A 13,640-nucleotide genomic window follows, 5' to 3' on the forward strand; every position below is an offset into this window, starting at 1 on the left:
GGTTCTTGATGTCTAGTGCAATAAACAAACAAGCACAGCAAGTAACACGTGCTTTTACAGATCTTTCATGGCACCATATTTCACAACAGATTTTAAGCAAATTACTTCTTATAATAGTCACTATTCTATTATTCTTTATCCTGCTGTGGATAGGTAAATTAATCATCGACCATCTGTACCATGAATCCAATAATGTCAAATTTATCAAGAGTAGTAACCGCATCGCAACGATTCACGCCTTAATTCTGAATGTATACCGCTATACCTGCTACTTTTTCTTACTGTATGCCATTCTATCTGAAATTGGCGTTCCCGTTGGCACCTTAATTGCTGGTGCTGGAATTTTCAGTATTGCGCTTGGTCTGGGGGCCCAAGGATTCGTCAGCGACATGGTTAATGGTTTCTTTATCTTGCTTGAACAGCAACTTGACGTTGGCGACCTTGTCCAAATCGATTCTATTAAGGGCACTGTTACCGCAATTGGGCTGCGAACTACTCAACTGACTGGTAGTGATGGCACTCTAACCTTCATCCCCAACCGCAATATTACCACAGTCCAAAATTTCTCCCGCAATAACATGGCAAGTAACGTTGACATTCGGATTAGTCCCGAAACACCATTAGAACAACTAGTAGCGGTTATTAAAGGATCCAATGCGCACTTAGTTGCTAATACACCGGAACTATCTGCTGCTCCAGTAATCGTGGGGCCGCTGACCGTCAACGGTCAATTAATTTTCCGTGTGACGGTTACAACAAAGAATGGTACTCAAGGTGCAGTCGTCAGCAAGTTTCTTGCAGCCTACCTTAAGGCATTACGCCAACAACACATCCCCTTGGCTTGGGAGCAACCAATTAAAAAGTAGTCAATGCCGTTCACTAGCGCCACTTGACTAGTCCAAGGTTTAAGGTAAATAAGTAGCTTGTCAAAAATCTCACAAAATCAACGGAGCTCTAGCATTCGGTGTGCCGAATACTAGAGCTCTTTTATGTACTGTGCTGTTTTTTAATCGATGGTTCGTTAATGACGGGAAAACTCAAAATGAAGTTCTGGAACAGGTTGTAAGTTCCGATTATAATAATCAACTTGCCATTGCCGACGGTTAATATTTACAATTGCAAACGTTCCACCAATATTCGCATATTCACCCCGTGGCAGGCTGATACTGCCAGGATTGATAAATAGAATACCCTCATCCTCACAAACCGCCAGCTGATGAGTGTGTCCATAGCAAACTAGTGATGCACGTTCCGCTTGTGCCTTAAGAAGCAAGGGCGTTAAAGAATAATTGACCCGATCATGGTCACCATGAACCACCAAAATTCGTTCATCGTCAATCGTAAGCAACCGTTGTTGCGGGTAGTTCAAACCATCGTCATTATTACCCCGCACTGCCTGAAATGAATTCATCGGGGACTGCACAGGTGATAACTCGGCGTCACCACAATGGACCATTAAATCAACTTGATTAGCATACTTAGCAACAAGGTCAGTAAGGATTTGCTCATCGCCATGATTGTCAGATACTACTAAAATTTTCATTGTTCTTGCCACCAATCAGGAAATTTATTCATAAACTCCCTCATCGCCCGACCACGATGGGAAATGGCGTTCTTTTCATCCGCAGTAAGTTCTGCCATCCCCTTGTTAATCTCATCGACATAAAACAACGGATCGTAGCCAAAACCATTCTCACCCTGTGGGGCTTTTAGAATATGACCATCAACTCGACCATTAGCCACTAATTTAGGGCCATTAGGTTGCACAGCAACAATCGTGGTATGAAAATGCGCTGTCCGTTGCTCCATTGGTACATTCTTTAATTCGGCGAGTAGTTTACGATTATTGGCATCATCATCATGATCACCAGCGTAACGCGCTGAGTGAATACCAGGCCGACCATCAAGAGCATCGACCACTAGCCCCGAATCATCAGCCATCACCGGTAAATGCAGCTGGTTCATTACTGTTTGGGCCTTGATCGTGGCATTTTCTTCAAAGCTCTTGCCATTTTCGTTAATGTTAAAGTGATCGGCAAAATCAGCCAGCGTCTTGACTTCAATATGGTGCGGAGCTAGCATTTTTCGGTATTCGAGCGCTTTGCCAGCGTTCTTAGTAGCAATTACAATCGTGGACATAATAAAACTCCTTTATAGGTCAATGTGCAAACAGTCATCGTACTGGCCAGCTAGCCACTTATCACCACCAGCAATGAGGTCATGCACATCGCCAGTAGAATATAAGTGAACGTAGCTTTCTTTTTGAGCAGCCAGTAAATCATGGGCAGTAAGGTACTGTCGAGCTTCATGAACGGTCTCCAAAGCCGGATCAACTAATTTAACTTTGTCACCCATTTTACGTTGGATTTCCTTGGATAGAAATGGAAAATGGGTACAGCCAAGAATTAAGGCTTGGACCGGATGATTATCAAACATTGATAGTTGCTGATTAACAGTTACTTGGGCTTTTGCTGTGCCAGTCTGCCCGTGTTCAACAATTGATACTAGTGGTTGTGTTGCTTGAGCAACGACATGAACATTAGGCGATAGTTGATGAATGTCCCGAACATATGCGCCATCCTGGGTCGTTGAATCCGTGGCAATCACGCCTATAGATGCCGCCCCTGTCTTCACAGCAGCTTTAGCCCCCGGCTGGATAACACCAATTACCGGAATTGGTAATTCTTGGGACACGCGATCTAAGGCGGCCGCTGTGGCAGTGTTGCATGCAATGATCATCATTTTAACGTCTTGATGCAACAAGAATTGGCCAATCTGACTAACCAAGCGCCGGATAGTTGCTTGTGGTTTAGTTCCATATGGAAAATGGCCTTCATCGCCAACAAATACTAACGATTCGTTAGGCAATTGCTGACGCAAAACTCGGGCGACGGAAAGCCCCCCTAAGCCAGAATCCATCATACCAATTGGTCGATTGTCCAAAAATATCACCTCATTAGTTCTTTCTCTTGAAACTTAATTATCTTTTTTAATCAAATAAAATGCAAGTTTTATGAAAATTCTTCGCCCGTTAATCAAATTGTTCAGTATAATTAGTGTGATTGTAAAAAAGGAGTAAGTCAATTTATGAGTCAAGAACTTTATAATTCACTATTAGCTGGACATGAAGGGATCACTAATGGTGCCTTGCGTGACGTCATTTTACCAGCCATTCTCGGTAAGGAAGCTGATGAAATGTTATATTGGATTGGCAAAGATGTGGCCCGCGAATTTCCAGTTCAAACTAATGATGAGTTAATCCTCTTAGCCAAACAACTAGGCTTCGGGGACCTATCGTTACAAAAGAAAAGTGCGACAAGCCAAGAGTGGCAACTTGCTGGACCAATTGTTCGTGAACGCATCAACAGACGTAAGGAACAAACATCATTTGGCTTAGAGACAGGATTTTTAGCACAAGAAATCGAATTCCAGGTAAATTCAGTTGCCGAAGCTGAAATCATCGAACGACACAAAGATAACATTACCATTCTTGTTAAAAATGATCCATCTTCTGATGCCGACAGCGAACGAACTGAACTAGTTACCTTTATTCATCCCCAACAAAGTGTTCCCCAACCACAGCCGACTAAGAAACGTCGTCACAATAAGTAGTCGAAACAATAATAACAACAAAATGGACACGAACCCTTGAATTATCAAAGATTCGTGCCCGTTTTGTTTATAAGTATTGTTGAAGAAGTTGTTGAAGTTGTTCTTTAGAGTGGTAACCGATTACCTTATCAACCACTTGACCATCCTTCTTAATGAGTAAAGTTGGAATACTCATAATTTGGAAAGAACGTGGCACCTCTGGGTTTTGGTCCACATCCATCTTGAAGAACTTAACATTAGTCATTTCTTCAGATAGTTTTTCTACGACTGGTGATTGCATTCGACATGGTCCACACCAGGTTGCCCAGAAGTCAGTTAAAGTCACCCCTTGGGCAGTATCTTGTTCAAAATTTTGATCGGTTGTTACTGCAACACTCATGTTGTCGCCCTCCTTTGTTAATTCATGCCTATAGGATACCAGAGCTACCTGATAAAGTCACTAATTTTGCTTACTAATTATAAGTTAACTATGGTAGCCCCATCGCCACCAGCATTCGGTGCCGCATAAGAGAAGGATTTAACCCGCGGATTACTTCGCAAATATTCTTGGGTACCCTTACGCAAAGCACCCGTTCCCTTTCCATGAATAATCGTCACGGTGCCCAGATTATTCAGTAAAGCATGGTCAATAAAATCGCTTAATTCACTCATTGCCTGTTCATAGCGATGTCCCCGCAGGTCTAAACGTGCAGAAGTCCGCCGGGTTTGAGTAGTATGAACAGCCCCGGTATGGCGACGTTCCTTCTGCTCTTTTTCTGCCTTGGATTGGCGAATGGCACTTTTACTAATCTTCTCAAGGTCATTTTCATCAATTTCCATCCGCAAAATGCCAATCTGAACTTCCCATTTATGGTGACCACGTTGCGACAACAGTTCACCCTGTTGCCCATACGACTTCACTAAAACCGGATCACCAACATGAAAGTCATGTTTTTGTTTAGCGCGACGTAAAACAGAATTATTCTTTAACCGTGGATTATCCTGATGCAATGCGTTAAGGGCCCCTTGAGCATCAATCAGTTCATTTTCTTTAATTTGTCCCTGTTTAACCTCCATCTGACGGAGATGGTGGATGATCTGGTTAGCCTTACGCTTAGCTTGTGAAACTTGGTGATTAGCTTGTGAGCGGGCCTGGTCAAGCAAGTGGTCACGTTGTTCATTAAAACGCCCAAGCTTTTGTTCCAACTCTGCCTTCGTCTGCTGATTCTCCCGGACAAGCTTTTGCAACCGTTCATTTTCTTCTCGGGCCTGTTTCCGCTCTTCTACCAGGTCACCAATCATTTTATTAAGATCTTGACTATCATCAGAAACCAGTGAACGTGCTTCGCTAATAATAGCTGAATTCAACCCTAACCGGTGAGCAATTTCAATTCCATTAGACTGACCAGGAATTCCTAACAGCAGATGATAAGTCGGTTGCAAAGTTTCTTGATCAAACTCCATACTGGCATTAATGGTATCAGTCCGATCATAACCATATACTTTGAGTTCTGGGTAGTGTGTGGTAATCACTACATCACTACCCTTTGTACCAATATAATCCAAAATAGCCATTGCCAAAGCAGCCCCTTCTTTTGGATCAGTCCCCGCACCTAATTCATCAAGGAGCACAAGGCTGTGGCTAGTGATCTGGCCAAGGATGGCTTTAACATTATCCATGTGACCAGAGAAAGTACTCAGATTTTGTTCCAGTGACTGCTCATCCCCAATGTCGGTAAAGATATCATCAAAAACGGCAACCTGGCTACCTTCTTGTGCCGTAATGAATAATCCCGCTTGGGCCATTAGTTGCAACAGACCAAGGGTCTTCAAAGTGATGGTTTTACCACCAGTGTTGGGACCTGTAATAATAATGGCCGATTGCTTACCGCCTAATTTGATATCATTGGCAACCACCTTGTTGGCAGGAATTAACGGGTGCTTAGCCTTTCTCAAGATTACTTGATTTTTATCAGACAAAATCGGCAAACTTGCTTTCATTTGTTTCGCAAGCCGTGCTTTAGCATTAATAAAATCCAGGTGTCCTAAAATCTTAGCATTAGCAGCAATGTCCATGCGATAAGGGGTAATTAAACTGGATAGCTCTGCTAACACCTCGAGAACTGCTTGGTGCTCTTCAACTTGGGCCTGACGTAAACGGTTATTATAATCAACAACACTAGCTGGTTCGATATAGAGGGTTTGCCCACTAGCACTTTGGTCATGAACCACTCCGCCAAAGCGATTACGATATTGAACTTGAACAGGGATAACATAGCGGTTATTGCGAACGGTCACAATGGGATCACTTAAGTATTTAGCATTTCGACCATGCGTGAAATGTTGCATTTGTTGGTGGATCTCATTCTCCGTTTTGACAATTAACTGCCGAACACCATGCAAATGACTGGAAGCTTCGTCGTTGACGTGACCATCCGGATCAATCGACTGTACCAATCGTTTAGTAATTGTTGGGATAGTTGTTAACTGGTCGACAACATCCGGGATTGTTCGTAACTGCACCTTCTTTTCTGCCATGCGGGCAAAGAAGTTTTTAATTGCCATACTGGCTTGCAGAACTGCTGTAATTTGTGCTAGTTCAGTTCCATTCAAGTTAGCCTGCACTTTGAGGCGCTTCATCTGCGGCTCAATATTTTTTAATTGTGGCAAAGGGATTCCTCCCTCAAGGCGCAAAATATCGGCACCATCTGTAGTTTCATCCAGCATTTGTTGAATAGTAGCACGGTCATTAACTGGCGTTAATTCTGCTAATTCACGTTTTCCCGCAGCCGATACTAAATAGTGCTGTAATTGATTCTTAATTTGTTGAAATTCAAGTGTTTCGATTGCCTTAGTATTCAAATCTTCCACCTCTTCTATCTGAATAGGTCAATCATCTGTTCACTAATAACTGGTGTTTGTGAAACCATCCACTGAGCTAGTTCCGAGTTAGCAAGCTGCACCTGCCACCAACCATTTGGCCACAGCTGGCCAATTAATAGGACAACCACAATCACCAGGTAACAACAGATTACCGCAACGATACCACCCGCTAACCGATCGATAGTTCCAAGAATCGGTAAATGTTTGATCCAGCCTAGTTTTCTTAAAATAATGTGTAACACGATGATTAGGACAATGAAGATAACCAGTTGCGCTAATCCATGATAAAAAAACTGATTTAAGTCCAAGTGGGCCAATTGGTCACCAGACAACGGTGTCGTTCCATTTGCCTGTGGGAAAATGTTAACTAGCCAATTACCAACAAGTGGGCTAATCATTTGGGCACCAACCCAGGCGATAATATAAACGGCAACAGAAGCAACCATGGTAAAGATTCCCCGTTGATGGCCAAGTCCAAACGAAGCTAGCAACAGTAAAATTATAATGGTCGTTAATATCATTACAATGCTCCTTTTTACGTAACAGCAACAGGAAGGCCAAGTCAATCACCATGTGGAGCTGACTTGGCCTTCATAATTTAAAATCAGATGATTATCCTTGGAAATGTCCATCATTATCAAGAAATGTATTGAGGACCTGTTCAACCATGTCCCATTCTTGATCATCCTCGATTGGTACGAGGTCCTGGCCATCACCGTCTTGATTATCAGCAACAATGTAAGCTTGGATATCAACTGAATCATCATTTTCTTGGTCCGCTGGATAGATAAAAATGTATGATTTACCATAATCATCCGAATCAAACGTAAACAGTTCTTTAAACAACTGTTCATTGCCATCTTCATCGATTAAAGTAATTAATTGATCATCTGACTGTTCTTGTTTACTCATTTATTTTCCTCACTTTAACAGCTGTACTAACTTTCCATGACGGTCTAAATAGCTTTGCAAAATAAAAGTAGCTGCGACTTCATCAATCACCTTTTTTTGCTTTGCCCGCGATATGTCCGCCTCTTCAACCAACATCCGGTGAGCTTCAACGGTGGTCAAACGTTCATCCTGGAAGTCAACAGGAATATCTGGAAAACGCTTCTTAAGTAATTCTCCGTAATGATGGGACGCATCAACCCGTGGTCCCTCAGTGTTATTCATATTCTTAGGAAGCCCAACAACAAAACCGCCAACCTGCTTTTGCTGAACTAATTCAGCAACTCGGTCGATTCCAAATATTTCTTCGTCTTCATTTATGGGAATAATCTCGACTGCCTGTGCTGTCCACCCTAATGGATCACTAACAGAAATACCAACAGTCTTTGAGCCAACATCTAACCCCATTAGTCTCATTTAGTCTCACCATTATTCTTCAGGTAAAAACGGACTAATTCTTCAATAATTTCATCACGTTCATGCTGGCGGATCAAATTCCGAGCATCATTCAACCGCGGAATGTAAGCGGGGTCTCCAGATAAAAGATATCCAACAATTTGATTAATGGGATTGTAGCCCTTCTCTTCCAAAGCTTCATAAACAGTCTTTAAGGTTTGTTTGATGTTTTCTTGGTGGTTTTGACCAAAATCAAAAAACATCGTCTTATCATTATTTGTGGACATTAATGTCACCTCCAGCAACTATTCGTTTGTTAATTTTACTATATTCGCGCCCAAAGCACAATTAATGCCTATTTTCCATACTTATAAAATCACCAAAGTAAACCAAAATAAAATGGTACCGGAAATTATCTCCGATACCATTTTTTAATGGCTAACGCCACTGACCAAATGATTGTTATTTGTTCAGGTAATCAACAGCTTGTTTCAAGGCATCTTGAATCCCTGCCGGATTCTTACCACCGGCCTGGGCCATATTAGGGCGACCACCACCGCCCCCATTAATAGCTGGGGCAATGGACTTAATCAGGTCACCAGCCTTGAGTCCTGCCTTAACCTTATCATCACTTACTGCAACTAAGAGGTTAGCTTTGCCATCGTTAGCTGTGCCCAGAACCAAGACATCAGAGAGCTGCTTAGCCCGCCAACTGTCAGCTAATTGCCGTAATTGGCCCATTCCAGCAACTTTAACTTCAGCAACAATTAAGCTACCTTGGTTAGTCTTTTGAACGTTGTCAAAGACATTATTAGCTTGTTGGGCAGCAATCTTGGATTGAAGAGCTTCACTCTGCTTTTGGGCCTGCTTTAATTCTGATTGCAAAGTTTCTACTTGGTGAGGAACTTCCTTCAATTGAGCAACTTTCAAGTCGGTGGCAACTTGATTTAGCAAATCATCATGAGTTTGCAAGAACTTGAAGGCATCACTAGATGTGACGGCTTCAATCCGCCGAATACCGGCACCAACCCCACCTTCGGAAACAATCTTGAAGAGTCCAAGTTCGTTAGTATTCTTGACATGGTCTCCACCACAGAATTCCGTGTTGTAGTCACCAATCTTAACAACCCGAACTTTATCACCATACTTGTCAGAGAAGAGGGCAATTGCGCCCATTTCCTTAGCAGAATCGATATCCGTTTCAACCGTCTTAACTGGAATTTCCTTCCAAATCTGTTCATTAACCATTTTTTCAACAGCCTTCAGGTCCTTAGCGGTAACTTGACCAAAGTGGTTGAAGTCAAAGCGCAGGTAGTGTTCTTCGACTAATGAACCCGCTTGTTGAGTATGACCACCGAGAACATTCCGCAATGCCTGATCAAGCAAGTGCGTAGCTGTATGGTTCTTTTCAATCTTCAAATGACGGATCCGGTCAACAACCAGCTTATAACGGGCCCCCTTCTTTAGAGGAGCAGTTAATTCTACCCGGTGCAAATTCTGCTGGTTTGGTGCATGTTGAACATCAACAACCCGACCAACCTTCTTACCGTAGTTATCAATAATGTCACCAGTATCAGCAACTTGACCACCCATTTCAGCATAAAATGGAGTTACATCAAAGATTACTTCGACATTCTTATCGCCAGGTTGAGCTTCATCAGCCTGCTTACCATCATGAGCCAAGCCAATTACTTTGGCATTATCAACTGTCAAATCAGTATAGCCAACGTACTTACTGTCTTCTTTGAAGTCTGTCCAGAGATCGGTTTGAACGCCCATCCCATTATCCATGTCACGGGCATTCCGAGCCCGGTTTTGCTGTTCAGTCATCGCAGCTTGGAAGCCCTTCTCATCAACGGTCAAGCCTTCATCACTAGCATATTCCTTCGTTAATTCGATTGGGAAACCATAGGTATCATACAGCTTAAAGGCAGTCCGACCGTCAATTTCGTTGGTTCCATCATGCTTAGCATTGGCAATTACATTGTTGAGGAGATTCAGTCCACCATTCAAGGTTGCACTGAAGCGGTCTTCTTCAGACTTAATAACTGAGGCAATGTAATCAGCATTTTCTAAGACGTCAGGATAGTAATCCTTCATGATTTCACCAACGGTTGGTACCATCTTAGCTAAGAATGGCTTATCAATACCGAGTTTCTTGCCGGCAACTACTGCCCGCCGTAACAACCGACGGATAACATAACCACGACCAACATTGGAAGGTAAAGCACCATCGCCAATGGCAAAGGTAATGGTCCGGATGTGGTCAGCAATGATCTTAAATTGAATATCGTCTTCCTTGTTTTGACCGTACTTCTTGGTCCCGCTGAACTTTTCAGTTTGCTTAATCAGAGGCATGAATAAGTCCGTTTCAAAGTTAGTCGGGGCGTTTTCAAAGATAGAAACAACCCGTTCAAGCCCCATCCCCGTATCAATATTTTTGTGGGGAAGTGGTTCATAGGTGTCTTCAGGGGTGTGGTTAAACTGACTGAAGACGATGTTCCAAATTTCCAGGTAACGTTCATTTTCACCACCAGGATAGTTTTCCGGATCATCTTCAGACAAGTTATTGAATTCTTGACCACGGTCATAGAAGATTTCCGTATCTGGACCAGAAGGACCTTGACCAATATCCCAGAAGTTATCTTCATCAGGGATCAAGTGGTCCTTAGCTACCCCAACTTCACGCCATTTATTATAAGCATCGTGGTCTTTAGGATAATAGGTGATGTAAAGGCGTTCTGGATCGAAGCCAAACCACTTATCGCTGGTCAATAGTTCCCAGGCCCAAGGAATCACTTCATTCTTAAAGTAATCACCAACGGAGAAGTTTCCAAGCATTTCAAACATGGTGTGGTGACGAGCAGTCTTACCGACATTTTCAATATCGTTGGTCCGAATACTCTTTTGTGAACTAGTCATCCGCGGATTTTCTGGGACAACTTTGCCATCAAAGTATTTCTTCATTGTGGCAACCCCAGAATTAATCCACAGTAAAGTTGGGTCGTTTACCGGAATTAGTGAAGCACTAGGCATAATCTTATGGCCGTGTTCTTCAAAGAATTTCAAGTACATCCGCCGAACTTGAGCACTGTTCAGCTTCTTCAGTTTTTTCATTCTTCTCTCCCTTTCCAATCAAAAACAAAATCCATCCCTGCTAACAGAGACGCCGAACTGACGCGGTACCACTCTGATTGCAACGATGGATTTCGTATACCTCTTATTTCTTACTAAAAAGTAAGGTTGATTATTAAATTATATGAATGGGGAGCACCATCCAGTGCAAGTCAACCGTTTCATCAACCCGGTTGTTTCTGCAAACATGCATCTGAATGACATGTCCCAAACGAGTCATATTATAGCGAACAATTAATCCAAAATCAACGACTATTTCGTTCGCGACGATGCTGACGCTGACGAGCACGCTTAGCCTTCCGGATTCGGTGACGAATTTCTAACTTATGCTTCTGCTGTTCGTCCTCCCGAATAGCTCGCTTAATTCGCTTCTTGTAACCAGGCTTGACCTTCCGCTTGGTCTTTTTAACAAAGCCCTTCATATTAGGATCCAAGGACTGCTTACTACGACGATAGTGCTGACGACGGTTACGATCATGAGTAGTAACCAATCGTCCATGCCGTATTTCCTTAGGTACAAACTTGATTCCCCGTTCTTCCAACTTCTGAATCAAATCATCTTCAGCTGGCGCATACAAAGTAATGGCGGTGCCCTTTAAACCATTTCGACCAGTCCGCCCAACACGGTGAACAAAGTATTCCAGATCAGTTGGAATATCATCATTTATAACCAGTGAAACACCGTCAATATCAATTCCCCGTGCAGCTAGGTCAGTAGCAACCACGTACTGATATTCAAGTTCACGAACTTGCCGCATTGTCCGCTTGCGGCGCCGTGCTTCCAAGCCACCATGGATCATGGCCACTTTTAACCCCTGCTGTTCAAGGTAGTGCGTTAATTCTTCTACCCGCTCCTTGGTATTTGCAAACACAAGTGCCAAGTAGGGTTCACCCATCGTTAACAGTTGGTAAATAAGCTGATTTCGGTCGCGCCCTTTCGTGGACATCAGCCAGTTTTGAACGTTAGGGTTAATCACGGTTTCTGTTGGAATCTCTTCCATTACCGGATTTTCCATATATTTTTTCAAAAATGGTCGTAACTTTTGCGGAATAGTTGCCGAAAAGACCATCATCTGCAAATCATCCGGAAAATGACTGGCAATTTTGTCAACCTGGTCTAAGAACCCCATGTCGAGGGTCATGTCGGCTTCATCGACAACAAACTGGTGGGCTTCGTGAATATCAAGCGCTTGACTATTAATGAGATCTAATACCCGTCCGGGCGTTCCAATCACTAATTGTGGCTGATGGCGTTGTAACTGCTCAATTTGGTGTTGTTTGTCGGTTCCACCAACATAATTATGAATAATAAATGGTTGTGGTGCATACTTAGCCAATTGTTTAGCTGCAGCATAAATCTGATAAGCTAATTCACGACTTGGAGTGGTAATAACAGCCTGAACAAAGTTTTTCTGCGGATTCAGCTGTGCAAAAATAGGCAGCAAGAATGCATGGGTCTTGCCACTACCCGTCGCAGATTGGCCAACAACACTTTGCCCCTTCAATACAACCGGAATGACTTTTGCCTGAACAGGAGTTGGCTGACGGAAATTAATCTCTTTAATAGCAGTTAATAAATATTCGGGTAAATCAAACTGTGCAAATGTTGTTTCTTTCGTCATATAACCTTCCTCAATTATTGTGCAAACTTATTAGTAATTTCATCCAATTGGTGGATAACTTCGTTAATTTCCGCCTCATCAACAGCCTTGGCACCACTAGCTAGTGGGTGACCCCCACCGTTATGTTTCTTAGCAAGCCCGTTAATGACCGGTCCCTTGGAGCGAAGTCGGATCCGGTAATGACCATCTTCTTGCTGAACAAAAATAGCCCAAGCCTTGACATCATGAAGACGACCAGGCAAGGAAACTACAGCTGAGGTTCCTGCCTCGGTCAGGCCAAATTGCGCTAACACTTCCTTAGTTAACGTGACATATGCAGCCCCATGATCCAGGATCGTTAAATGTTCATAAACGTATGCTGATAAACGAGCAACAGGTTGTGAAATTTCATTTTCCTTTTGACTAATGGCGGCGGCGTTTGCCCCTGCAGCCATTAAAGCCCCTGCAACTAGCATTGTTTTAGGGGTAGTTGCCGGATAGAGGAAGCGGCCAGTATCACCAATAATCCCAGCATAAAGTGCATGGGCGGCCTTCTTAGGCAGGGTCAATTCCTTCGCAAAATGCTGGTAAAAAGTATAGATCATTTCAGAACAGGAAGATGCATTGTCATCAACCCACATGAGATCACCATATGGTTCATCGTTTGGGTGATGATCAATTTTAATCAGTTTGTCACCATTATCGAAACGCCGATCATCAATCCGTGGTGCATTAGCCGTATCGGTAACAATCACCAATGCATCATCAAAGGTTTGGTTATCGATATCGTCCATTTTACCAATCCAGTCGAACCCGGGAATATGTTTACCAACTACGTAAACCTGCTTATAAGGGAAAGAGGCCTTAATGATTTCAGCTAACCCGACTTGGGAACCAATTGCATCCGGATCAGGCCGTTGATGACGATGAATGATAATTTTATTATATTTCTTGATTTGTTCTAAAATAGCTGCTAATTGATCTGCCATAATTGTTCCTCGTTTCTAAAAATCAGTCTTATTTTTAGTATATCAGGAATTCAAAATCCAACCAAATTAAAAATGCTATTGGCAAGATAAATATGAT

The 13,640-nt window shown here is 42.7% G+C and carries 14 protein-coding genes; 2 read left to right on the forward strand and 12 right to left on the reverse strand.

Annotated elements, in window-relative coordinates; genetic code table 11:
* The first annotated feature begins 8 nt into the window (after positions 1-8).
* Positions 9-866: a mechanosensitive ion channel family protein gene (locus FD27_RS00540; protein ID WP_057747896.1), complete on the forward strand. Its 858-nt coding sequence runs from the start codon at positions 9-11 to the stop codon at positions 864-866.
* 155 nt (positions 867-1,021) lie between these two features.
* On the opposite strand, the gene FD27_RS00545 is transcribed toward FD27_RS00540, so the two are convergent.
* Genes FD27_RS00545 through murI form a run of 3 tightly spaced genes read right to left on the reverse strand, consistent with a single transcriptional unit; the run spans position 1,022 to position 2,943 of the window.
* A complete protein-coding gene (locus FD27_RS00545; RefSeq protein ID WP_057747898.1) occupies positions 1,022-1,543 on the reverse strand; it encodes a metallophosphoesterase in 522 nt (173 codons plus the stop codon).
* Positions 1,540-2,139: an XTP/dITP diphosphatase gene (locus tag FD27_RS00550; protein ID WP_057747901.1), complete on the reverse strand. Its 600-nt coding sequence runs from the start codon at positions 2,137-2,139 to the stop codon at positions 1,540-1,542. Before FD27_RS00550 ends, FD27_RS00545 begins: the two co-directional genes overlap by 4 nt.
* 12 nt (positions 2,140-2,151) lie before the next feature.
* Entirely contained in the window at positions 2,152-2,943 is a 792-nt protein-coding gene (gene murI / locus FD27_RS00555; RefSeq protein WP_057747904.1) for a glutamate racemase, read from the reverse strand.
* A gap of 144 nt (positions 2,944-3,087) precedes the next feature.
* On the opposite strand from murI, the gene FD27_RS00560 reads away from it, so the two are divergent.
* Entirely contained in the window at positions 3,088-3,612 is a 525-nt protein-coding gene (locus FD27_RS00560; RefSeq protein WP_057747907.1) for a YslB family protein, read from the forward strand.
* 67 nt (positions 3,613-3,679) lie between these two features.
* Here the strand turns inward: FD27_RS00560 and trxA are convergent, their stop codons facing one another.
* From trxA to FD27_RS00605, 9 genes are all read right to left on the reverse strand, one after another.
* On the reverse strand, positions 3,680-3,991 hold the full coding sequence (gene trxA, locus FD27_RS00565) for a thioredoxin (protein ID WP_057747911.1): 312 nt from the start codon (positions 3,989-3,991) through the stop codon (positions 3,680-3,682).
* A 77-nt stretch (positions 3,992-4,068) separates the two neighbouring features.
* Positions 4,069-6,453 (reverse strand): endonuclease MutS2, encoded by a 2,385-nt coding sequence (locus FD27_RS00570; RefSeq protein WP_057747914.1) that lies wholly within the window; start codon positions 6,451-6,453, stop codon positions 4,069-4,071.
* A 14-nt stretch (positions 6,454-6,467) separates the two neighbouring features.
* Positions 6,468-6,995, reverse strand: coding sequence for a CvpA family protein (locus FD27_RS00575; protein WP_057747917.1), 528 nt, complete (start codon positions 6,993-6,995; stop codon positions 6,468-6,470).
* A gap of 91 nt (positions 6,996-7,086) precedes the next feature.
* On the reverse strand, positions 7,087-7,386 hold the full coding sequence (locus FD27_RS00580; protein ID WP_057747921.1) for a DUF1292 domain-containing protein: 300 nt from the start codon (positions 7,384-7,386) through the stop codon (positions 7,087-7,089).
* 9 nt (positions 7,387-7,395) lie between these two features.
* Complete coding sequence (gene ruvX, locus FD27_RS00585; RefSeq protein ID WP_057747924.1) at positions 7,396-7,839, reverse strand: Holliday junction resolvase RuvX; 444 nt, start codon at positions 7,837-7,839, stop codon at positions 7,396-7,398.
* Positions 7,836-8,105 (reverse strand): IreB family regulatory phosphoprotein, encoded by a 270-nt coding sequence (locus tag FD27_RS00590; RefSeq protein ID WP_057747927.1) that lies wholly within the window; start codon positions 8,103-8,105, stop codon positions 7,836-7,838. Before FD27_RS00590 ends, ruvX begins: the two co-directional genes overlap by 4 nt.
* A gap of 175 nt (positions 8,106-8,280) precedes the next feature.
* Positions 8,281-10,935 carry an alanine--tRNA ligase gene (gene alaS / locus FD27_RS00595; RefSeq protein WP_057747930.1) on the reverse strand — a complete coding sequence of 885 codons (2,655 nt, stop codon included), beginning with the start codon at positions 10,933-10,935 and terminating at the stop codon, positions 8,281-8,283.
* A gap of 263 nt (positions 10,936-11,198) precedes the next feature.
* The gene (locus FD27_RS00600; RefSeq protein ID WP_057747933.1) at positions 11,199-12,575 is read right to left on the reverse strand and encodes a DEAD/DEAH box helicase; all 1,377 of its coding nucleotides are present in this window, start codon (positions 12,573-12,575) and stop codon (positions 11,199-11,201) included.
* A gap of 14 nt (positions 12,576-12,589) precedes the next feature.
* On the reverse strand, positions 12,590-13,543 hold the full coding sequence (locus FD27_RS00605) for a DHH family phosphoesterase (protein ID WP_057747936.1): 954 nt from the start codon (positions 13,541-13,543) through the stop codon (positions 12,590-12,592).
* Positions 13,544-13,640 lie beyond the last annotated feature (97 nt).

This window comes from Limosilactobacillus frumenti DSM 13145, from assembly GCF_001436045.1.
GTDB lineage: Bacteria > Bacillota > Bacilli > Lactobacillales > Lactobacillaceae > Limosilactobacillus > Limosilactobacillus frumenti.